The sequence below is a fragment of the Pseudalkalibacillus hwajinpoensis genome (assembly GCF_039851965.1).
Taxonomy (GTDB): domain Bacteria; phylum Bacillota; class Bacilli; order Bacillales; family Guptibacillaceae; genus Guptibacillus; species Guptibacillus hwajinpoensis_E.
In genome coordinates this window covers 1,533,909-1,556,564 of the sequence record NZ_CP156674.1, presented here as the reverse complement: position 1 = coordinate 1,556,564, position 22,656 = coordinate 1,533,909, and the positions used below count along the sequence as shown (strand labels likewise).

Genomic DNA, 22,656 nt, shown 5'->3' with positions numbered 1-22,656 from the left:
GTGAAATCCTTTCTCCTTAATCCAGTCCTGAACAAAGAATTTAAGCTCAGACTTCGGTCTTTTAAAAGCTACCTTGGTATTCTGATCTATTTGTTCGTTCTAGGTGGTATTGGAATTGGGTTTATTTATTTAACCTCAATAAATACACAAATGGGTTATTTCAGACCGGAAGAAAGTCGCTACATGTTTATCGTTCTTTCAATGGTACAGCTTGCACTAATCATGTTTATGACCCCGGGATTAACCGCAGGCGTCATTAGTGGTGAGCGCGAACGACAAACGCTAAATATGCTTCTTACGACCAAACAATCATCAACAAGCATTATTTTAGGGAAGCTACTTTCTTCTACTTCCTTTTTACTCTTGATTATAGTTGCTTCGCTTCCTCTGTATAGCATTGTGTTTCTATTTGGGGGGATTTCTCCGGGAACGCTGCTCGCTACATTTGGCCTTTACCTTGTTACGATTTTTACACTGGGTAGCCTCGGGGTGATGTTTTCGACCTTAATACGAAAAACAATCGTTTCAATGATTACAACATATGGTACAGCGCTCTTTCTTACGGCAGGGACCGGTTTTATCACTCTGTTTTCTATGCAGATGTTGTATATGGGGGGCCAGATTCCCGGTCAAAACCCAATTCCATACTTATCTGTTATGGTTAATCCTGCTGTAGTTCTATTCTCCATATTTGAACCGACAATGCAGGAAGAGTTTTTTAAATCAAGCGGTATTTCCATTCCACTCTGGGTTAGCTACCTTTGTATTTGTTTTGTCATGATTGTTCTTTCCCTCTGGGTTAGTATCTTGAAGCTTCGACCGAATATGAAGGGTAATCGTAAAAGAGAGAAAATGGAATGAATGAAAGGGAATCGTTTCTCGTATATTTGAGAGTTCTCATGCGAGCAACGATCGAATGGCAAGACTTCTTGAAGCTAAAAACAAGCAATGAAAGCAAAAAGGTGCCTGGCAGTCTTTTTGCTTTTCTGGATGTTCAATTCCGAGGGGATGGTACAATAGACCGTAGAACATAAGTGATACTTCCATCAGAGGTGAAGGTTTTAAGGTCAATCAAGGGTGGGATACAAAGGAGTGTCTTACGATGAAATGCGCTATGCTGGAATCAATAATTGATAACGCTTACGAATGGCTTGTAGTCGTTAATAAAGATGGAATCATTGATTATATGAATAAAACGTATTGTGAATTTCTTGAAGTAGAGAGTTCAACTGTTGTTGGCATGCATGTAACGGATGTAATAGAAAACACGCGGATGCACATTGTCGCTAGAAGTGGAAATGTGGAGCTTGCTGATTTGCAATATATTCGCGGGAATTATATGGTTGCAAACCGAGTTCCCATTTATCATAACAATAAAGTAGTTGGTGCAGTTGGGACAGTGATTTTTCGAGATACTGAACAATGGAAGCAAATGAATACAAATATTAAAGTTTTGCTATCAGAGCTTGAGTATTACCGAAGTGGTTCTGCGAAGGAAAACGGTGCAAGTTATTCTCTCTATGACATTGTTGGTCTATCAGAGTCTATCCAGCGTCTAAAAGAGAAGGTGAAGCAGGTAGCAAGTGGAAACGTCTCGGTGCTCATTCGCGGTGAGAGTGGTACGGGTAAAGAGCTCTTTGCCCATAGCATTCATCAATTGAGTGAACGTAGTAATCGTCCTTTTATTAAAGTGAATTGCGGTGCAATTCCAGATCAGCTTCTCGAATCCGAGCTCTTTGGTTATGAGGAAGGGGCATTTACAGGAGCCAAAAAAGGGGGGAAGCCAGGAAAATTTGAGCTAGCAAATACAGGCACAATCTTCCTGGATGAAATTGGGGATATGCCTGTTAATATGCAGGTTAAGCTACTGCGCGTTCTGCAGGATAGAGAAGTAGAGCGTGTGGGCGGCATATCGTCGAAAAAGGTTGATGTCAGAGTTATCGCAGCTACGAATCGTCCTCTAGAAGCAATGGTGGAAGAACGTCGGTTTCGAGAAGATTTATTTTATCGGATTAACGTTATTCAATTACTCATACCACCTTTAAGAGAACGTGTGCAAGATGTGAAACCTCTCGCAGAATCTTTTGTGCGAAAAATCGCAGCAAAAGCCGGAAAGCGTGTGATCAGAATTGAAGAAAATGCCTTACAGTTACTTCGTAAGCACAATTGGCCTGGAAACGCGCGAGAGCTTGAGAATGCGTTAGAAGCTTCAGTGCATTTAACAAGAAGTGAAACAGTCGATATAGCTTCTCTTCCTGACTATTTAAAGGAGAAGGAAGGGATAGTGGCAGGTGATCGGAAGTTGAAGGAAATTCTCGAAGAAGCAGAATCTGAAGCAATTCGCAAAACGCTTGTTCAATGTGAGAACGATAAACTGGCCGCGGCTGAAATACTTGGCATTGGTAAAACGAGCCTATACGACAAAATCAAAAAGTATAACCTATAACTATTTAATTCCAGAAATCCGGAAAACGTTCCGGATTTCTGGAATTTCTTTATTTATATTGGAAGAAAGCAAGATTCTCCTGTTCTTTAAAGCGCTTTCATAGTATTTTTCCGAAATAACGGAAAAGAAAAATTGAAGTGAAGAATGAACAATCAAGCAAACGCTTACATATTTGTGAACTTTGAAATTTGGCATGGATCTTGCATATTAAGTAGTGAACATGAAAAGGAGCTGGAATGATGAAAGAACATTTTGTGAATGGGTTCGATGCAGTGAAAGAGATTGCTGATGGATCTACGTTAATGGTCGGTGGATTTGGTTTAGTCGGTATACCGGAACAAATGATTCTTGGATTGGTTGAGTCAGGAGTGAAAGATCTGACGATTATTTCTAATAATTGTGGTGTTGATGAGTGGGGACTAGGGCTACTTCTTAAAAATCATCAAATCAAGAAGATGATCGGATCTTATGTTGGAGAAAATAAAGAATTTGAACGTCAGGTTTTATCGGGTGAACTTGAAGTTGAATTGATTCCCCAAGGAACGCTTGCTGAACGAATTAGAGCAGGTGGAGCCGGAATACTTGCATTTTACACACCAGCAGGAGTTGGGACCCAGGTAGCAGATGGGAAAGAAACTAGAGTGTTTGATGGCAAAGAATATGTCTTAGAAAAAGCACTTCAGGCGGATTACAGTCTTGTGAGGGCTTTTAAGTCAGATGAGATGGGAAATCTAGTCTACAACAAAACAGCACGCAATTTTAATCCAATGATCGCAGCTGCCGGAAAAGTAACGTTAGCAGAAGTAGAAAAATTAGTTGATACTGGGGAATTAGAACCAGATCATATTCATACGCCAGGGATTTACGTTCAGGGTTTACTTGAAGGAGCACAGGAAAAGAGAATCGAGCGAAAAACAGTTCGAAATGGATAGGAGAGATTGGGAATGAAAACGATCAAAAACAACGTGAGAGAACGAATCGCTAGCAGAGCTGAACAAGAAATCGAAAGCGGTTACTATGTCAATCTTGGGATCGGAATCCCAACTCTTGTTGCCAATTACATATCTGAAAATAAAACTGTGGTCCTTCAGTCGGAGAATGGTCTTCTAGGCATTGGAGAATACCCAGAGGAAGGTGACGTAGATCCTGATTTAATTAATGCAGGAAAAGAAACAGTAACGGCGATAAAAGGGGCTTCCTATTTCGATAGCGCCGAATCTTTCGGAATGATCCGGGGAGGTCACATTGACCTTGCGATACTCGGTGGTATGGAAGTATCTGTGCAGGGTGACCTTGCAAACTGGATGATTCCTGGAAAAATGATTAAAGGAATGGGCGGTGCTATGGATCTCGTACATGGAGCTAAGAAAATCATCGTGATCATGGATCATGTTAGCAAAAACGGTGCTCCTAAAATTGTAGAAAAATGCTCGCTTCCTTTAACAGGTAAAGCTGTTGTGAAACGTATTATTACAGACCGTGCAGTACTGGATGTAACAGATGAGGGTCTTCTTGTTCGAGAAATTGCTTCTGGCTTTACCTTAGAAGAGATAAAGAATTCAACTGAACCAGAAATCATTGTACCATCGGAGGTTCGGTATGATGCGTACTAAAAAGGAGGAACCACAATGTTAAGTATGATTGGATTAATTGGCGGGTTATTTCTGCTTATTTATCTCACGATGAAAGGAATGAACTTGCTTGTAGCAGGTCCGCTTTGTGCCGTTGTAGTAGCCGTTCTAAGCGGATTGCCACTCTTTCCACAGCTCGTTTCGGAAGGGGCACCGAATTTCGTTGGAAACTATATGGGTGGTTTCTCGGGATTTGTTGCAGCCTGGTTTCCAATGTTTTTACTTGGAGCTATTTTCGGAAAAGTGATGGAAGATAGCGGTGCTGCCGATAGTGTCTCGAAGTGGGTAGTAGAGAAGCTTGGATTAAAACAGGCTGTTCTTGCAATCGTCCTTGCCTGTGCGATCTTAACTTACGGTGGGGTTAGTCTCTTCGTTGTTGCTTTCTCTGTTTATCCGATGGCGGTTAGTTTATTTAAGCAGGCGGATTTACCGCGTCGATTCATACCGGCTGCACTAGCATTTGGTTCGGTTACGTTCACGATGACATCTGCAGGTTCACCTGAAATCCAGAACTGGATTCCCATTGAGTATTTAAATACCAGCCCATATGCAGGATGGGAAGTTAGCTTAATTGTTGCTGTATTCATGGCTTTATTTGGTTACTGGTGGCTTAAGCGAATGATTACAAAAGCTGTTGCAAAAGGAGAGCGGTTTGAGTCTCGTAAAGAAGATCCAGAAGTTGAAAATCGTCCACTTCCAAATCCTTTATTGGGACTCGTTCCGCTCGTTATTGTATTAATTATTTCCTTCATTTTCCACGATAGCTTAAAACAATCAGCGCTTATTATTGCATTACTCGGTGGGATTATAGCGACCTATTTACTTAACAGAAAATACTTTGCGAACTTCGGGCGTGCGGTCTCTGATGGAACATTAGGCGCACTCATTGCGATTGGTAATACAGCAGCTGTTGTTGGTTTCGGCGGTGTTGCGAAAGCTGTTCCTGCATTTGAAACGGCTGTTGATTTTATGACAGGCATTCCAGGTAGCCCACTTATCGGGGGAGCGATAGCCGTAAGCGTCATTGCAGGTTTAACGGGGTCCGCATCTGGAGGTCAGGTTATTGCCTTACCTATTATTGCACCACATTATATCGATGCAGGTGTAAATCCTGAAGCCCTTCACCGTACGATTGCAATTTCGTCAGGCGCTCTTGATTCCTTACCTCATAATGGCTATGTCGTTACAACAATACGTGCCATTTGTGGAGAATCACATCAGGATGCCTACGGTGCAGTGGGAGCGTTAACAGTTATTGTCCCACTTATTGGTCTAGCCCTTGCAATTGTGTTATTCAGTCTTGGACTTGGAATCTAATGTAATAAGGAGGAAGTGGTTTGGACGTTAAAGATAAGGTTGTCATCATCACTGGGGCGGCAAGTGGCATCGGTAAAGAAATGGCTACGGTTTTCGCAGAAAATGGTGCAAGGGTTGTGCTGAGTGATTTGGATGAGGAAAAAGTAAAGCAAGTGGCATCTGAATTGAACGGTGCAATCGGACTTCGCTGTGATGTAACCAAAGAAAGCGAAGTAGAAGCATTATTTAATCAAACAATGGTTCAGTTTGAACGGGTAGATGTTCTCATTAACAATGCTGGGCTTCAGCACGTCTCGACTATCGAATCTTTTCCAACCGAGAAATTTGAGCTCCTAACGAAAGTCATGCTTGTGGCTCCTTTTATCGCGACAAAACTTGTTTTTCCAATCATGAAGAAGCAGAAGTCTGGTCGCATTATTAACATGTCTTCAATTAATGGGCTTGTCGGGTTCTCAGGAAAAGCTGCATACAATAGTGCAAAGCATGGGGTTATTGGGCTTACAAAAGTTGCGGCGCTTGAAGGGGCTGAATATGGCGTTACAGTTAACGCGGTGTGCCCGGGCTACGTGGATACACCACTTGTAAGAGGGCAGCTTGAAGACCTCGCAAAAAGTAGAGGCGTTGCGCTTGAACGAGTGCTTGAGGAAGTAATTTATCCCCTTGTACCTCAGAGACGGCTTCTCTCGGTTGAGGAAATTGCCGACTATACGATGTTTTTGGCCAGTGATAAAGCAGGAGGGGTCACAGGGCAGGCGGTGGTTATTGATGGAGGGTATACGGCTCAATAAAGTAAAGCTTCCACACTGTCCGCTTTGGTGTTAGGCTTGTAAACGTTTTCCTTTTATTTGTAAAATAGAGAGGAATGGAGGGAGAAACATGAGAGATGTTTTTATTTTAGAAGGTGCACGAACACCGTTTGGAACATTCGGGGGATCGCTTAAAGATGTTAGTCCGACAGATTTAGGAATAACGGCGAGTAAGGAAGCTCTGAAGAAAAGCGGTGTTGATGCAGAAGAAATCGATTTATCGGTTATGGGAAATGTCATCCACTCAACATCGAATGCCTCATATCTCGCACGTCACATTGCTCTAGGCGCTGGCGTTCCTATCGCAAGTCCCGCTCTTACAGTTAACCGACTGTGTGGTTCAGGTATGCAGTCTATTATTTCAGCGGCACAATCAATTATGATGGTCGAAGGAAATACGGCTCTTGCCGGCGGCTCGGACAACATGAGTCTATCTCCATAGCGCTTCGAGGCAGCCGTTTTGGTACAAAGCTTGGAGCACCTCAGATAGAAGACATGCTCTGGGCTACGTTAACCGACGAATATACAGGAAACGGAATGGGAATGACGGGGGAAAATCTTGCTGAAAAATATGGTATAACAAGAGAAGAGCAGGATGAATTCTCCGCACAGAGCCATCAGAGAGCTGCAATAGCAAGGGAAAAGGGTGTCTTTGCTGAAGAGATTGCTCCAGTAGAAGTTAAGGGGAAAAAGGGTGTGGAAACGGTTTCAATTGATGAACACATTCGAGAAGGGACAACGGCTGATAAGCTATCTTCGTTGAAATCTGCCTTTAAGAAAAATGGTACAGTAACCAGTGGGAATGCAAGCGGGATTAACGACGGAGCAGCAGCAATTGTGTTAGCAGGAGAAAAGTATTCAGCTGCCAATAACCTTGCGCCTATTGCTCGGATTGTATCATGGGGGATTGCGGGGGTGGATCCTTCCATTATGGGGATTGGACCAGTGCCAGCGATTAAAAACGCCTTGCAAAAAGCAAATATGACCATGCAGGAAATGGACCTTATCGAAGTGAATGAAGCATTTGCTGCACAGTATATAGCTGTTGAAAAGGAACTAGAGCTCGATCGATCAAAAGTGAATGTGAACGGAGGAGCCATTGCTCTCGGGCATCCAGTTGGTGCCAGTGGAACAAGAGTGCTTTATACGCTAATCAAGGAATTAAAGCGAAGGAATGGCAAGTATGGCGTCGCATCCTTATGTATTGGTGGGGGTCAGGGAATTGCTATGGTCGTGGAAGTTATCTAATTAGTCGGAAAACATTTACAATTAATATTCAATCGGATATACTATATTTACTACGTTACGAAAGGGGTTGTGCATTATGGTGAATTACAATACGAATTTATTGCTAATTGAATATTGTGCACAGTCCAACTGGTTTTAATAAGGGAAATTTCTCTTGATTAATAAGAGTTAAACCATGGACTGTGCACATATGTCCATGGTTTTTTTATACGTTAGATGTGTAACTGCATCGTATATTGGAATGAATATGCTGGCGATTTGGTCATCAGCTTCATTCCTCCTCAAACGCTCAGAGCGTTTGAGGATAAAGCCGTCGTAAGAGAACGGCTTTTTATTATACAGTAAAATCTATTCTCTTTTAAAAGGGGAGCATAGATCTTATTAATCAGGAGGCTTTTTAATTGAACTTAACTAATTTAGGATGGAATTCTTTTTATGAAGGTGCTTATCAAGAAATTAAAAAGGATGGAAGGGTACCTGCACGCGTTCGACGAGAACATCGTGGTTCATACGAGGTGACAACAGAAGAAGGAGATTTTGTAGCGGAGTTGTCTGGAAAGTTTCGTTTTGAAGCGGGACTTCGAGACGATTTACCAGCGGTAGGGGATTGGGTCCTCATTTCTAATCCGTCACAGGGACGAGCGATCATTCAATATCTATTGCCGCGAAAAAGTAAATTCTCAAGAAAATCTGCCGGTAACACCACCGAAGAACAAATCATTGCTGCTAATATCGATACAGTATTTTTGGTGAATTCTCTCAATCAGGATTTTAATCCTGGTAGAATTGAACGTTACCTTGTGATGGCCTGGGAAAGTGGTGCCAATCCAGTGATTGTCCTAAGCAAAGCTGATTTGTGCACTGATCGTGAAGAAAAAGTGAATTCTCTTGCTAGTATTGCCGCTGGTGTTCCAGTTCACGTAGTCAGTTCTGCGATTGGAACAGGTATTGATGAACTAACTTTTTACTTAGAGAAAGGAACCACTACGGCTCTCTTAGGATCATCTGGGGCCGGAAAGTCGACGCTCATAAATAAATTAGTTGGTAACGACATTCAGGCTGTTCAGGATATCAGGGAGGATGATGGGAAAGGTCGGCATACCACCACAAGTAGAGAGCTAATCGTTCTTGAAGGCGGAGGGGTTCTCATAGACACACCCGGGATGAGAGAGCTTCAGCTATGGGAATCAAGCAGCTTGCCGTCAAGCTTTAAGGATATTGATGCACTTGCTGAGAGGTGTTTCTTCAGAGATTGTCAGCACAATGGGGAACCGAAATGTGCAGTGGAAGCTGCGATAATAGAAGGAAGCCTTGAAGAGAGGCGTTTTCAGAACTACAGGAAATTTCAGAAAGAACTCGCTTTTTTAGAGAGGCAATCGAATGTGAAGGCGCAGCTTGATGAGAAGAAGAAGTGGAGGAAGATTGCAGGAGATCGAACGAGACAGCATCGGCGTTAAAGTTTTTAATTCTGAAAGGAGTCAATTAAATGACTGATGGACGTTATGTTTTAGATGACTATGCTTCGTTTATGGATTGGTTACAGAAGACCGCAACGGAAATGAGTGATGAACTGTTCTTCACGCCAATTAAAAATGGGAAGTGGTCACCTGCAGAAATTATTTCACATATTAAGGCATGGGATGACTTCCTTCTAGAAGAAAGGATTCCTTATATTAAAAATGAGGCATCTTTATCCGAAATCGATGTGAAAGTTGAGCAAGTAAACAGTCAAGCAGCAGAGCATGCCATGTCAGGAATTTCTAAAGAAGAGTTAATAGAAGAGGGTGTGTATGGAAGAGAACGGGTCGTTGCTCGACTGAAGCAATTTGAGCCTACTCAGTGGGAGGAGACCTTTTATATTACTAAGTATCCACTCTGTCTCACGAGCTATATGAAGGGGTTAATCGAGCACGATGAGCATCATAAGCTTCAGATTGAAGTGTTTATGAGTGAACACGGCATCTCAATTTCGCCGCCACTTCTCTAAGTTTGTCCCTTGTAGAAGGGCATAAGTCTCATAATGATGGAGACCCTAGTAGTTGGAGGTGAGAAGAATGCCAAAACGAAAAGCAAATCCTTCCACAAATGGTCTTGCTTCATCTCAGCCTGAAGGTCAAGGGACCGGTATTGAAATGGGAGCACCCCGTGATTCAGCTAGAAAAAAGAAAAAGAAATAACAAGAAAACACGCTGTCAATTGACAGCGTGTTTTCTTGTTGTGTGCCCGGCATGTGCATACGCTATAGGGTTCAAGTCCCGAACGGCAAAGGTCATTGTAGCCGTTAGCCAAAGGCAAGGGTGTCCGAGGCGACTCGGAATCTGAAGGAAGCCAGAGGCAAATCTCTGACCCGAGGAACACGAATCTCATACAAGGCTGTCATTCTCGGATGAGATGGCAACACACATCGAAGTCCAAATGACCAAAGGAAATGGCAGTAAATGAGGCGGGTAAATGGAGAGGAAGTTTGTGCACTTACCCGGGGAGGTCTGACGGTCACGCCATACACCTATGGTAACTGTCTTCAAGAGAAGTCACTGAACCACCAGAAGTCAGCCGAGGTCATAGTACCGTTCCAAACTCGAGATGGTACGGGAAGGACCGAATCATGAATAGAGAACAGGTTCTACCGAAGTACGCATCGTTCGATGACACAGAACATTTCAGCTCAACATATGAGGTAGGAGTGAAGTCTCTGAGGGCATATGGAGCGTGGAGAATTGGTGCCACACAAGGAAAGAAACCTGTCACGTGGAGGAAGAAAGCATGTTGGAAAAGATACTTCATCGGAACAATTTAAACGAAGCCTATCGACGAGTGGTCCGAAACAAAGGGAGTCACGGCGTTGATCACATTCCCACGTCTGAACTGAAATCCCAGATCTCGGAGTCCTGGAATGAGATTGAAGCCCAACTTCTGGATGGAACCTATCAACCGTCACCCGTCCGTCGTGTCGAAATCCCGAAACCGAACGGAGGCAAACGAAAGCTAGGCATTCCAACCGCCATGGATCGCTTCATCCAACAAGCTATCAACCTTTATCTTCAACGGATCTACGATCCGTCGTTTTCCAACTCAAGCTACGGGTTCCGACCAGGAAAACGAGCACACGATGCGGTCCGAAAAGCCCAAGAATATGTCAATGACGGATACCGGTGGGTGGTGGATATCGATCTGGAGAAATTCTTTGATCGCGTTCACCACGACCGACTAATGCGCACATTGAGTTGTCGGGTTAAGGACGGTCGCATCCTTCGAATCATTCGGAGATACCTACAAGCTGGGGTTATGGAGAACGGCCAAACACAGACGAACCAAGCAGGGACACCGCAAGGAAGTCCTTTAAGTCCACTCCTATCAAATATCGTGTTAAATGAACTGGATAAGGAATTGGAGTCAAGAGGTATTCGTTTCGTTCGATACGCCGACGATTGTCAGATTTACGTAGGCTCAAGAAGAGCAGCCGAACGAATCCTTCGAAATATCAGCCAGTTTATCAAGAAGAAATTAAAACTAAAAGTTAATAAGGAAAAGAGTGCGATTGACCGCCCGTGGAAACGAACGTTCCTTGGGTTTAGTTTCACGCTCCACCGAGACTCGAAAATCAGGGTCGCGAAACAATCAATCCAACGAGCAAAACAGGAACTTCGACGCTTAACATCACGAAAGTGGAGTTTAGCGATGTCCGATCGAATCAAGAAATTAAACAAATTCATTGTAGGGTGGCGAAACTATTTCCAGCTCGCTGAAACGACATCAACTTTTAGAGAATTAATGGCATGGTTGAGAAGGAGATTACGAATGATCCGGTGGAAGGAATGGAAAACACCTAAAACAAGAAGGAAACAACTCCTTTCATTAGGTGTTACAAAAGCGAAAGCTTTTGAATGGAGCAACACAAGAAAAGGCTACTGGCGAATTGCCAGTAGCCCGATCCTCCACCGTACCTCCAATGACAAGTATTGGCGTCAGTTAGGATTAAAATCGTTAGAAGCACGTTAGATTTTCATGAAACCGCCGTATACGGATCCGTACGTACGGTGGTGTGAGAGGTCGGGGGTTAGTCACCCCCTCCTACTCGATTCCCCTTTCTCACTCAAAGCGTCTATTCAATTGAAATTATTATACTTACCACTCAGGATTCTTCGCCATAGTTCATAAACAAATAGAGAAATATCCCTATCTTCTATGGTACTCAAGATGATCCTCACACCAGGTGTTCATCTTTATTATCAAGCTCTGATCATCAATAAATTTCTGCGAATTGTCTGATGTGCAAGTTGTTCAGTACGCTAAGGAGACGACTTGTCCCTTCTAACAATTTCTCTTTATTAACATAGAAGAGAGGAATCTTTATTCGTGATGCTGCCCCATTTGTAAAAGGGATTAAGAGCACATTGGCTTCCAGCATGGACTCGAAAATATCCTGTTGTTTAAGCGCCGGCGTAAAATCAAACCAGATTGCGGCAGGATCATCTCTTTCAAGAAGGGTAATGTTGTCTTTTAGTGGCTCCGCCTGTACTCTTAGAAATAACCGATAATGTTTTACATTCCGAAGCAGTTTATGATCATTATGCCGAGGTACTTGAAGAACTAGATGAAGCAACGCGTGTTAACCTTTATGAAACTGATAAAATTGACCGCGCTGCCCTTAGTGCAGATTTCGTTGATCAGTTTAAGGACAGAGAAGGTTTCTCCACAATCCTTGATACAACGATCTACTTCCTTCGTCTCAACCAGAAGAATGAAGCCCTTGCAAACAATGATATCCGTAAGGCATTATTTCTTGCATATGACCGTGATGGTCTTGTAAATGTACTACTTAACAATGGTTCAGTAGCAGCTCGCTACCTTGTACCTAAAGAATTCCTATTCCTTGATGGAGAAGACTTCCGTGCACCTGCTCCAGACGGCTACATGGTTGATCAAACAGCAGATGACGCTGCAGAATACTGGAAGAAAGGCTTAGAAGCACTTGGAACTGATAGTGTCGAGCTGGAATTCCTTACAACGGATAGTGATTTGGCATCTAAAATCGCTGAATATGCGAAAAATCAGTTTGAATCCAAGCTTGATGGCATAACAGTTACGATCAACAAGCAACCATGGAAGCAGTTCCTTGAGCTTGAAGATGCTGGTAATTTTGATATCTCCACTGGTGGTTGGGGACCAGATTATCCAGATCCAATGACTTACGTCTACATGTTTGAAACTGGTGGAGCATACAACCGTATGGACTACTCAAATGAAGAGTATGATAAGCTAGTTTCCGGCGCTAAGACTGAATCTGATGAACAAAAACGCTGGGAAATGATGCAAGAACCTGAGCGCATTCTTATTGAAGAGGATGCTGCAATCGTTCCTACTTACCAGGGCGGTAGCGCAATTATAATGAAGGATTATGTTAAAAACTATCATATTCACAAGTTTGGAGCAGATTCTTCACTTAAATGGGTAACAATCGAGAAGTAAAAAGGAAAAAAGCGTGGCTGCATGCCGCGCTTTTTTTGCTTTGTTAGACTAGTGAAAAACGTTCAGGGAGTTTTCGAAGCTGTGTTTGTTGTTCGTATCCATATGCTAATTTTATTAGCTGGGGTTCGTTAAAGGCTTTACTTGTAAAGGTGATTCCAAATGGTTTTCCATTTGAGGTAGCGCCAGCCGGAACGGTTATAGACGGATAACCTGCTTTCGCAGGAATGGTAGAGCCATAACATCCAGCGAATAGAAGAGCATCAACACCTTTTTCGAACAACTGATCAAGAGCGCTTTTACCATCTTCTAAATCACGCAACCGACTACTAATATATATTGGATCACTCAACAGGCCATTTTTTTCGTTAGCTTCAACTAATCGTTCCTGACCATATTTGATCAGTTGGGGATTTTGTTTGTAATAATTGATGACAGTATCCAGTGTCATTCCTGAAGAGTTCTTTGTTTCATTGGCAAGATAGCTATTAAGGGCTGGTTTGAATTCATGTAGCAGAACCTGGAAATCGTTCTCAAGTTCGTTCTGATGTGGGGTAATCTCGTCTACTTCAGTAAAGGTACACCCTATGAACTCTAGTTCAGAAATAGCAATCTCCATCAGCTTCTGTTCTTCAGGATGCATTTGATCGTAATAGCCTTTCCTGACGATACCGATTCTGAATTCTGCAAAGAGAGGCTTGAGGAGGTAAGGGGTGTAATCATGATACACGGTTATCCCATGCGTAACGGGGTCTTCGGGATCACTCCCAGACATAATGCCTAGTAAAATTGCGGCGTCTGTTACATTTCGAGTAATGGGGCCAGCTGTATCCTGTGAAAAAGAGATTGGAATGATTCCTTTTCGACTAACTGATCCAACAGTTGGTTTTAATCCGACGGCTGCATTCGAGCTAGCGGGGCTAAGGATAGAGCCATTTGTCTCGGTACCGATAGCGGCCGGACTAAAATGACAGGCGACCGCTGCAGCTGAACCAGAACTGGATCCCCCTACATCTAGAGTTCCTGGTCCATACGGGTTCAAAACCTGCCCACCTCTTGAACTAAATCCATTTGGCATGGAGTCACTCATAAAGTTCGCCCATTCAGTCATATTTGTTTTACCGAGAATTATAGCACCTGCTTCTCGAAGCTTTTTTACAAGAAACGCATCTTTTTTACCATATGAACAGGCAAGAGCAGCAGATCCAGCACTTGTGTGTAAATGATCACCAGTATTAATGTTATCTTTTAATAAGATTGGAATCCCATGAAGAAGACTTCTTGATCCAGTTTTCTGTCGTTCTCGGTCGAGTCCTGCTGCGACAAAGAGTGCATCCGGGTTTACTTCAAGGACAGCATTTATATGAGGATTATGAGTAGCGATTTGATTGAGATAGAACTTTACGAGTTTTTCTGAAGAAAGGTTACCTTCGAACATTGCATTTTGAAGGTCCCTAATAGTGGATTTTTCGAGCCATTCGATCGTTAACACAGGGAGTCCCTCCTTACTCCTTTTTATAACTAATTCAACAAATAATGGGAATACCCCTTCAAAAAACCCGGATCTTTTTACAGATCCGGGTTTTAATTTATTCCTTCAAGAAGAGGGATTAATGCCCCCTTTGATTGAAGTTTCACTTTATGCGATCCTGATTTGCTTTTCAAACCAGGGTTTTAATTTTACGAAAAAGGCGATAAATATCCCGGCTACGATTGCGCCTTTTAATAGGTTAAACGGGGTAATACCTGTTAATACTAGGGCCTGACGAGCTGATGCTGACATTTCTTCAAAGCCCATGAACCAGGTGTATGCCGGTAGGATGATGATATAATTCAACAACCCCATCATTGCTGACATAAGAATCGTCCCGATGGTCAATCCCAGTGTTAATCCTTTCTGGGTTTGATTAAACTTCCGGAAAATAAGAGCTGTTGGCACGATAAAGAATACACCTGCAATAAAATTAGCAAGCTGGCCAATTGGTACACCAGTGAAGCTTCCCTGAATTCCGAAATGGATAAAGTTCTTAATCGCTTCAACAAGAATCCCGGCTACCGGCCCATAAAGAATAGCCACGAAGAGTGCTGGAATATCACTGAAATCAATTTGCAGGAAAACAGGAAATCCAGGCAGTGGAAAATCAAATAGCATTAGCAGATAAGAGATACTACTAAACATCGCAATCACGATCATTCGTTGCGTTTTCGATACACTTTTCATTTTGACATTTCTCCCTTTTTTTTCGAACCACCGAAAAAGGAGATGTGGCCCCAGTGCACACAAAAAAACCATGAGTATGGGGCTCATGGTTACGGCATGGGGAAATAAGCAAGCTCTTCTCGAATATCAAAAGAAGCTTACTTATCCACCATCTTCTCCCATCCAGACTATACTGTCGGCTCTGGAATTTCACCAGATCCTGCCCAAAATACAGGCTCGCGGGCTTGAGGAAATACTTATCCTTCACCGCCGGTCGGGAATTACACCCTGCCCCGAAGATAGTTCGCTATAATTAGTTACAACTTTATTATACAGCGGGAAATATGATAGCTCAACAAATATATCTTGAAGCTATGTTGTTTTGTGATAACGCTTTCTTTCGGTGCAAGTAAAAACTCTCTATTCAATTGAACAGAGAGCTTCAATAAAGCGCTATTATTTTTTCTCAGAAAGCCAGGTAGCAACCATTTCTGCTTCCTTCCCTTGAATGACACCAGCTGGCATTCCGCCGCCTTTACCATTTTTAATGATTTCAAGAATCTCATCTTTCGAATACTTACCACCTACAGCTTCAAGTGCGGGGCCCGCTCCACCTCCAAGGTTTTCACCATGGCAAGATGCGCAATTCTGAGAGAAAATTTTTTCAGCTTCACCCCCAGCGGAGTCGCCGCCTTTTTCACCGCCACCTTCTTCCGCCTGTTCGCCGTGACCTGCTTCATTGCCGGCGTGTTCTTCGGTTGTGGATAGCCAGTATGTAAAACCTACAACCATTACAAGGAACAAAATTATTACAGCAATATATGCTGATGATTTACCCATTCTGTTCACCTCCTGTATCCTCATCTTTATCATACTTTTCACACATTCATTTATCAAATATATTTTGCTTGTTTTTCCTTTCTATCCCTAAATTTCTATGTTCACTAGCAAAAAAATCTTCTAAAGTAGTCCTCGTTTTCATAGAAATAAGTATCTAAAGCGAGAGTGGCAGGAGGGAAGTTGAGATGAAAAGCAGTTCTATTAAATGGTTTAGTGATGGAAGCAGTATGAAAATCAGAGCATTTTCTTTTTTTACCATTATTGGTTTGATTGTCCTATTTGTTGTAGCCGGGTTTATATCTTCTTCAGAAACAAGATATCGTCTTTCATCTTCCATGCTGCATGACTGGATTACGAGTTTTTCTACTGAAGCAATGGTTTACGGAATGGGCACGGAAAATCATTATTTAACCCAGGTTTTACCTGAGGCAAGTGAACCCCCAGCACTTTCTCTTGTCGCCTTCCAATTTATTACTAGTGTAAAGCCAGGTGATATTCGAAGTCTGGTTGGTGGTGAACTCCCGGGCTTTGCATTGTATGATGCCAAGATTCACGTAGCAGGGGAAGGGACAAACTTCACGAACCTTCCAGTAGAGTCAGCTCCTCCTTTAAATGAATTGTTGAAAGAAAGAGAAGTTCCTTCAGAAAAGCTTCAAATTAAAGAGTCGAAAGGAAACGTTACACCACCTGTTCAAACGACTAATGGAAGAGAAGTCGCGTTTATCTATCATTCCCATAGTTATGAATCCTACCTTCCCCTTCTTGGACTCGACGGAAAGAAGGATGCAGATCTTGCAAATGATGGGAAAACAAATATTACTTTAGTAGGCAAGATGCTGGGGGAGGAACTTGAAAATCGCGGAATTGGAGCACGAGTAGATGATTCGAATATTGGGGTTCTTCTAAACGAGAAAGGCTGGGAACACGGTAAAGCCTATGATGTTTCGAGGACGATCGTTCAATCTGCGATTGCCGGAAGCGATGAGTTCGATTTGTTTATAGACATTCATCGTGATGCATTAAGAGAGAAGGATACAACGGTTACAATTAACAATGAAGAATACGCCCGAACTGTCTTTGTTATCGGAGAAGAAAATCCTAACTATGAGAAGAATCTTGCCCTTGCTAAAGATCTTCATGAGGCATTAAAGGATCAATATCCGGGGTTAAGTCGGGGGGTTATTGGGAAGAAGGGGCAGGGTGTTGATGGCATCTACAATCAAGATTTGTCTCCAAATGCCCTACTTATTGAAATGGGTGGTGTTGACAATAACCTTGATCAATTAAGCAGAACGGTAAGAGCCATTGCAGATGTGATTAGTGAACATTACTGGAATGTTCAAAAGGTAAACAATTGAAGAATTACTTACTATTAAAAAAGCGCTGGCCATGTAGCCAGCGCTATTAAAACTAAGTAGCTTCTTTTTTGATGGTTAACAGGCTTGTTGTAAGCCCAACGAATAAAATAGTTATCGCAGAATAGATTGTTGAGTTCAATCCAATGGTTTGTGAGCCGATAATAATCACCAACCCATCAATAATGAAAATGATGAATCCTACATTTAAGGAGAACATTCTTGAAATAAATTGGGCAAGTAGATCTGTGCCCCCTGTACTCGTTTCAAATCTAAGCATGAAGCCAATACCCGAACCTACGAAAAAGCCACCAAGAATGGCGCTGATTAGAATAGGGAAGGAAAAAATGTGACGAAGCGGAGAGAATAAATCAATAAATAAAGAAGAAAGTAATAATCCATGGAGGCTATTATAAAAGTAAGGGCGAAAGTAAAGAAATGCAATAATATAGAGTGGAATGCTTAAGGATATGATGGTAAGACCAGTCTGATAGCCCCATAAGTATTTGATAATTAAACCTATCCCAATCATACCACCATCGATTAATTGATTTGGAACGAGGAAACTGTTGATTCCAAAGCCAACAAGAGCACTTCCTGTGAACACAGCAACCATTTTTTTATACATAAAACGCTCACCTGCTTGTTCATGGTTGTTTCATATGTATGTGCCCAAGAAGATTTTCATAACTTTTAGATTAGAAGCTCCTATCAATGTATAATCAGGATTTTTCTTAACTTGCACTGTGCGATTTTACTATTATTGAATTTTGAAACATTAAGTCGGCGTAAATAGGATCATTTCTAGTAGTCTAGCAGCTTTCGTTTGATGGACTACTGTATCATTATTGGCTAGAATGTAGTACGAATGTTTTATAACATAAATAAATCAACGAGAAAGGCAGGCCAATAGGCTGCCTTTTTTTCATTCCAAAACCTAATTATGTATTTTTTTACCATTAAATAAACTTATGAATAAATTATATCACGCCATGAATTTAAATGTTATTGGGAAAGGAATGAGCATTTAAACGCATTAATTCCTGTGATTTCTACTATATTTCCCAATACAAACAATAGAAAATATGTGTTAATCTACCAATGTATTAAAAATTCTAATTATTCCGAAATGGAGGAAATGAAATGAAAAAGGGAATTGCCGTTATACTTGCTACAGGTCTTGCATTTGGTTCAGCACTTCCAGCTGGTGCTTCGACGAATGATTTGAATCCTGAACAAAAGCAGGCACTCAAAAAGATGGAAATCGTGAAGCAAAACTGGGAAGACGAGCGTAAAGTACCTTCGTTCCTTTCCGGAAAACTATCAGAAAAAAGCGTTAAAACTGAAAAGGCGGTTAAGTCATATTTAAAGTCGAATGAAAGTCTATTTAAAATAAAAACCAAAGATTTAAAGCTAGTAAATGAAATGACAGATGAGCTAGGAATGAAGCATTATGAATATGTTCAGACTGTAAAAGGCGTAGAAATTGAAGGAGCGCGGTTCATCGTACATACGGATGAAAATGGAGAAGTTGTAGCAGTAAACGGTGATCTGCACCCGGATGCAGAAAAGAATTTTAAAGGAAGTTCGAAAGTATCCGTTAAAAAAGAGGTAGCAATTAAGAAAGCCTGGAATCATATCGATGTAAAGCCACAAAACGTTGTAAGTGATGAGCAAAGCTTTATGAAGAAATCTGATGTCTCTGACATGGTAGAAAAAAGCGAGAAAGTAGTATATGAAAAAGATAATGAATACTATTTAACTTATAAAGTACAGCTTCAATTCATTGATCCATACCCTGCGAATTGGCAGATTTATGTTGATGCTCGTGATGGCTCAATTGTCGATGCATATAATGCCGTTACTGAAGGAGCAACGACAGGTTACGGGTATGGTGTACTTGGCGATTATAAATCTCTAAATACGTACTATTCTAATGGCACACACTACTTATACGATGTTACCAAGCCAATGAATGGTGTCATTGAAACAAGAACAGCAAATTACGGTTCCTCCCTACCTGGATACTATTCAGTAGATAGTAACAATGCTTTCACTGCAACCTCTCAAGGTGCAGATGTGGATGCTCATTATTATGCTGGTACAGTTTATGACTATTACAAAAATACGCATAACCGAAATAGCTTTGATAACAACGGCGCAACCATTCGATCAACGGTGCACTATGGATCAAGTTACAATAATGCATTCTGGAATGGCTCACAAATGGTCTATGGAGATGGTGATGGTTCAACATTCGATCCATTGTCTGGTGCACAAGACGTTGTTGCCCATGAGATTACTCATGCAGTAACTGAAAGAACTGCAGGGCTTCAATATCAAAATCAATCTGGTGCATTGAACGAATCTATGTCAGATGTATTCGGCTACTTTGTGGAACCAGGGGACTTCCTTCTTGGAGAAGATGTCTACACGCCTAACAGGTCAGGAGATGCATTAAGAAGTCTATCGAATCCTGATGCTTATGGACAGCCATCGCATATGGATGACTATTATTACACGTCATCTGACAATGGTGGTGTTCATACAAATAGTGGAATCCCAAATAAAGCTGCTTATCTGACAATCCAAAGCATCGGGAAAGCAAAAGCTGAGAAAATTTACTATCGTGCATTAAGTATCTATTTAACACCTACAAGTAACTTTAGTACGGCAAGGGCAGCACTATTGCAAGCTACATCTGATCTTTATGGCACTGGGACAACTTACAATGCAGTTGCAAGTGCATGGAACCAGGTGGGAGTAAATTAATCATACCGCCTGGAAGAAGAGTTCATTAAATGAGCTCTTCTTTTTTTTGTATCAGCCCTTTCATTACCAAAATAATTAGTGAAAAACAACCTCTAGCATTTAATTTCTGAGGCGCATTTTCCAATCCTGCATTATTTTGGTTATAATATAAGGAGATTAATGAATCGGAGGCTGGTCATGGAACATTTAGATATGCATCACATATTCGAACTTGGACTGATTCTTACAATGATTGCGGCAGGTATAACGGCAATTGCCAAAAAGCTGAAACAGCCTTATCCGATTGCGCTCGTTATCATTGGAACACTCATTGGACTATTTAACATTCCCGTTCTTGAACCGCTGAAAATGTTTATTACGGAAGGTGACGTTTTTAATTTTGTCATTCTAACGATCTTTCTTCCAGCACTTCTAGGTGAGGCAGCATTAAAACTTCCTTTCGCCCATTTAAATGAGAATAAAAAGCCGATAATCGCCCTTGCGTTTGGAGGAACGTTCCTTTCCTTCATTGTAATTGGCTTTTCGACCCATTACTTGTTGGATCTGCCAATACCAGTAGCGTTCGTTTTTGCAGCTCTTATGAGTGCGACAGATCCTGTCAGCGTCCTGTCGATTTTTAAAAGTATGGGAGTTAACCATAAACTATCTACAGTAATTGAAGGGGAAAGTCTTTTTAATGATGGACTTGCAGTTGTTCTCTTTAAAATCTCTGCTTTCTCACTCCTTGCATACATTGATATGGGATGGGGTGGCGTCGCTAGTGGCTCATTTGAGTTCATTAAAGTAGTCGCTGGTGGCTTATTAGTAGGGGGTGGCCTCGGCTACGCGATTTCCATTCTGACGAAGTATTTCGATGATTATCCACTTGAAATTATTTTCAGTATCCTGCTCTTCTACGGTTCCTACATAACGGCTGAAAGCATACACGTTTCAGGCGTTATTGCAGTCGTTGTTGCCGCACTGACATTCGGAAACTTTGGTTCAAAGGTTGGTATGAGTCCAACGACTCGCTTAAACATCAATAACTTCTGGGACGTTGCAGCTTTACTTGCAAACTCAATTGTATTCCTAATGGTTGGATTAGAAATAACTCGTATTAATTTCTCAGATCAATGGGGTACGATTGGGCTTGCACTCCTCATCGTCTTGATTGGAAGAAGTATTGCTGTTTATGGAAGTACCTCAATTGTGAAAGGTCTTCCATGGTCATGGAGACATGTCTTGAACTGGGGAGGTTTAAAAGGGTCTCTATCGATCGCACTCGTTTTAAGTTTACCAGGCGATTTCACTGGCAGAGACACCTTGCTTATTCTTACATTTAGCATTGTCCTATTTTCATTAGTTGTGCAGGGACTAACGATCAAACCGCTGATCAGCTACTTTGGGCTCAGAGCAAAACATAGCGGTTCAAGGGAATACGAAGACATTGTTGCCAATTTACACAGACACGAAGCAGGTATAGCTGAAATTAGAAAGTTAAAAAGCCAGTTATTCGTACCTGAGCCTATATTTTCTGAATTGTTGACAAGTTATCAGGTTGAAATAGATAAAAGCCATCGAGAACTTGATCAGCTTTTAGAGAAAAATCCCGAGCTTAAAACAAGTCAGCTCATCACATTAAGAAAACATTCTCTTTATGCTCAATATGACAAAATTACAGAGTTGGAACAAGAAGAGATCATCTCAGGAGAGGTTGCTGGAAAGTACAAAGAACTATTAAACAATGGACTTGCAGATTTTGAAGAAGAAGAAACTGTGAAGGAATCTAAACGAAATCACTAAGCTGCCACTTTTGTGGCAGCTTTTTCTTTTAATCAGCATACCCTATTAAAGAAGGGACAAAGTACTAAGAAAAATGAATATTTCGTTTATTGATGAAAGATAAGGGTTATGGTTTACAGTAAGTAAAGCAGTGAGGTATAGTGATAAAAGTCATTTTCATACTACAAGAAAATAACTCACAAGGAGGACTTTTGAGAGAAAATGCCTTACCTTCAGACCGATCGTCTGACCATTATTCCTTTTTCCTTTGACTTGATCAAAGCTATGACAAATAAGAAAGAATTAAAGAAGCTACTTCATGTAGATGTACCAGAAGATTTTAACAACGTACAGTTCGAGGAGTTCTTACCTTTTCATCTAACTGGTTCAAGTGTTTCAAGTTTGAGTCATAAATGGGAAGGGATTTTAATTCATACTTCTGACGAAAAAGTAATTGGTACGATGGGATACAAAAATATTGAATCGTCAAGCAATCTCGAAATTGGTTATCAATTAATCCCAGCGTATCGTAACAAAGGCTACGCCATTGAGATGGCAAACGCCCTTGTCAATTGGGCCTTCCCAGAAAAGGACTCAGCTCTCCCGGAAAAGAAGGAAGAACTAAATGCTTTGATGAAGCGATGTGGGCTATCCAGATTAACGGTTGAACCTACTGTTATTGAAGACAAAATAGATGAAGAAAAGTTTATAAAAGAAAATGAATATATGTAGAACCCTGCGATTGTTGCAGGGTTTTTTGGTGTTTATTTAAATGTTTAGTAAATTACTCTATGAGTATAGACGTTATTTTTAT

General features: G+C 41.4%; 21 protein-coding genes, 1 pseudogene and 1 riboswitch. Of the genes and pseudogenes, 18 read left to right on the top strand and 4 right to left on the bottom strand.

Annotated elements, in window-relative coordinates; genetic code table 11:
* The 14 genes and pseudogenes from ABFG93_RS07910 to ABFG93_RS07845 all read left to right on the top strand — a co-directional run bounded on the left by ABFG93_RS07910 (nucleotide 1) and on the right by ABFG93_RS07845 (nucleotide 12,917).
* Nucleotides 1-861, top strand: a complete 861-nt coding sequence (locus ABFG93_RS07910; RefSeq protein WP_347552101.1) for an ABC transporter permease — start codon at nucleotides 1-3, stop codon at nucleotides 859-861.
* The gene (locus tag ABFG93_RS07905) at nucleotides 858-1,034 is read left to right on the top strand and encodes a hypothetical protein (RefSeq protein WP_347552099.1); all 177 of its coding nucleotides are present in this window, start codon (nucleotides 858-860) and stop codon (nucleotides 1,032-1,034) included. The genes ABFG93_RS07910 and ABFG93_RS07905 overlap by 4 nt, the downstream gene beginning before the upstream one ends.
* A 68-nt stretch (nucleotides 1,035-1,102) precedes the next feature.
* The gene (locus ABFG93_RS07900; protein ID WP_347552097.1) at nucleotides 1,103-2,446 is read left to right on the top strand and encodes a sigma-54 interaction domain-containing protein; all 1,344 of its coding nucleotides are present in this window, start codon (nucleotides 1,103-1,105) and stop codon (nucleotides 2,444-2,446) included.
* A 239-nt stretch (nucleotides 2,447-2,685) separates the two neighbouring features.
* Complete coding sequence (locus ABFG93_RS07895) at nucleotides 2,686-3,378, top strand: CoA transferase subunit A (RefSeq protein WP_347552786.1); 693 nt, start codon at nucleotides 2,686-2,688, stop codon at nucleotides 3,376-3,378.
* Between the two features lie 12 nt (nucleotides 3,379-3,390).
* Complete coding sequence (locus ABFG93_RS07890; protein WP_347552095.1) at nucleotides 3,391-4,059, top strand: CoA transferase subunit B; 669 nt, start codon at nucleotides 3,391-3,393, stop codon at nucleotides 4,057-4,059.
* Between the two features lie 15 nt (nucleotides 4,060-4,074).
* Nucleotides 4,075-5,394, top strand: coding sequence for a GntP family permease (locus ABFG93_RS07885; protein WP_347552093.1), 1,320 nt, complete (start codon nucleotides 4,075-4,077; stop codon nucleotides 5,392-5,394).
* Nucleotides 5,395-5,474: 80 nt separating this feature from the next.
* Nucleotides 5,475-6,182, top strand: a complete 708-nt coding sequence (locus ABFG93_RS07880) for a 3-hydroxybutyrate dehydrogenase (RefSeq protein ID WP_347552785.1) — start codon at nucleotides 5,475-5,477, stop codon at nucleotides 6,180-6,182.
* A gap of 88 nt (nucleotides 6,183-6,270) precedes the next feature.
* Nucleotides 6,271-7,448: pseudogene (locus ABFG93_RS07875) on the top strand (acetyl-CoA C-acetyltransferase).
* Nucleotides 7,449-7,849: 401 nt separating this feature from the next.
* A complete protein-coding gene (gene rsgA, locus ABFG93_RS07870) occupies nucleotides 7,850-8,905 on the top strand; it encodes a ribosome small subunit-dependent GTPase A (RefSeq protein ID WP_347552091.1) in 1,056 nt (351 codons plus the stop codon).
* A 29-nt stretch (nucleotides 8,906-8,934) separates the two neighbouring features.
* Nucleotides 8,935-9,435 carry a DinB family protein gene (locus ABFG93_RS07865; RefSeq protein ID WP_347552089.1) on the top strand — a complete coding sequence of 167 codons (501 nt, stop codon included), beginning with the start codon at nucleotides 8,935-8,937 and terminating at the stop codon, nucleotides 9,433-9,435.
* Between the two features lie 67 nt (nucleotides 9,436-9,502).
* Complete coding sequence (locus ABFG93_RS07860) at nucleotides 9,503-9,625, top strand: YuzL family protein (protein ID WP_347552088.1); 123 nt, start codon at nucleotides 9,503-9,505, stop codon at nucleotides 9,623-9,625.
* Between the two features lie 428 nt (nucleotides 9,626-10,053).
* Nucleotides 10,054-10,245, top strand: coding sequence for a hypothetical protein (locus ABFG93_RS07855; RefSeq protein WP_347548066.1), 192 nt, complete (start codon nucleotides 10,054-10,056; stop codon nucleotides 10,243-10,245).
* The gene (gene ltrA, locus ABFG93_RS07850; RefSeq protein ID WP_347552086.1) at nucleotides 10,212-11,447 is read left to right on the top strand and encodes a group II intron reverse transcriptase/maturase; all 1,236 of its coding nucleotides are present in this window, start codon (nucleotides 10,212-10,214) and stop codon (nucleotides 11,445-11,447) included. Before ABFG93_RS07855 ends, ltrA begins: the two co-directional genes overlap by 34 nt.
* Before the next feature lie 504 nt (nucleotides 11,448-11,951).
* Nucleotides 11,952-12,917, top strand: a complete 966-nt coding sequence (locus tag ABFG93_RS07845) for an ABC transporter substrate-binding protein (protein WP_347552084.1) — start codon at nucleotides 11,952-11,954, stop codon at nucleotides 12,915-12,917.
* A 43-nt stretch (nucleotides 12,918-12,960) separates the two neighbouring features.
* Here the strand turns inward: ABFG93_RS07845 and ABFG93_RS07840 are convergent, their stop codons facing one another.
* The 3 genes from ABFG93_RS07840 to ABFG93_RS07830 all read right to left on the bottom strand — a co-directional run bounded on the left by ABFG93_RS07840 (nucleotide 12,961) and on the right by ABFG93_RS07830 (nucleotide 15,906).
* Nucleotides 12,961-14,406 (bottom strand): amidase family protein, encoded by a 1,446-nt coding sequence (locus ABFG93_RS07840; RefSeq protein ID WP_347552082.1) that lies wholly within the window; start codon nucleotides 14,404-14,406, stop codon nucleotides 12,961-12,963.
* Between the two features lie 147 nt (nucleotides 14,407-14,553).
* A complete protein-coding gene (locus ABFG93_RS07835) occupies nucleotides 14,554-15,135 on the bottom strand; it encodes an ECF transporter S component (protein ID WP_347552080.1) in 582 nt (193 codons plus the stop codon).
* 146 nt (nucleotides 15,136-15,281) lie between these two features.
* A riboswitch (FMN riboswitch) is annotated at nucleotides 15,282-15,419 on the bottom strand.
* A 151-nt stretch (nucleotides 15,420-15,570) separates the two neighbouring features.
* Nucleotides 15,571-15,906, bottom strand: coding sequence for a c-type cytochrome (locus tag ABFG93_RS07830; protein ID WP_431522083.1), 336 nt, complete (start codon nucleotides 15,904-15,906; stop codon nucleotides 15,571-15,573).
* A 233-nt stretch (nucleotides 15,907-16,139) separates the two neighbouring features.
* Here ABFG93_RS07830 and spoIIP point away from each other — a divergent pair, with 233 nt between their 5' ends.
* Nucleotides 16,140-17,312, top strand: coding sequence for a stage II sporulation protein P (spoIIP, locus tag ABFG93_RS07825; RefSeq protein WP_347552076.1), 1,173 nt, complete (start codon nucleotides 16,140-16,142; stop codon nucleotides 17,310-17,312).
* A gap of 52 nt (nucleotides 17,313-17,364) precedes the next feature.
* Here spoIIP and ABFG93_RS07820 read toward each other — a convergent pair whose 3' ends face one another.
* The gene (locus ABFG93_RS07820) at nucleotides 17,365-17,937 is read right to left on the bottom strand and encodes a YitT family protein (protein ID WP_347552074.1); all 573 of its coding nucleotides are present in this window, start codon (nucleotides 17,935-17,937) and stop codon (nucleotides 17,365-17,367) included.
* 515 nt (nucleotides 17,938-18,452) lie between these two features.
* On the opposite strand from ABFG93_RS07820, the gene ABFG93_RS07815 reads away from it, so the two are divergent.
* The 3 genes from ABFG93_RS07815 (at nucleotide 18,453) to ABFG93_RS07805 (ending at nucleotide 22,574) form a co-directional block, all read left to right on the top strand.
* Complete coding sequence (locus ABFG93_RS07815) at nucleotides 18,453-20,081, top strand: M4 family metallopeptidase (RefSeq protein WP_347552072.1); 1,629 nt, start codon at nucleotides 18,453-18,455, stop codon at nucleotides 20,079-20,081.
* Nucleotides 20,082-20,258: 177 nt separating this feature from the next.
* Complete coding sequence (locus tag ABFG93_RS07810) at nucleotides 20,259-21,863, top strand: cation:proton antiporter (RefSeq protein WP_347552070.1); 1,605 nt, start codon at nucleotides 20,259-20,261, stop codon at nucleotides 21,861-21,863.
* A 201-nt stretch (nucleotides 21,864-22,064) separates the two neighbouring features.
* The gene (locus ABFG93_RS07805; RefSeq protein WP_347552068.1) at nucleotides 22,065-22,574 is read left to right on the top strand and encodes a GNAT family N-acetyltransferase; all 510 of its coding nucleotides are present in this window, start codon (nucleotides 22,065-22,067) and stop codon (nucleotides 22,572-22,574) included.
* Nucleotides 22,575-22,656: the final 82 nt, after the last annotated feature.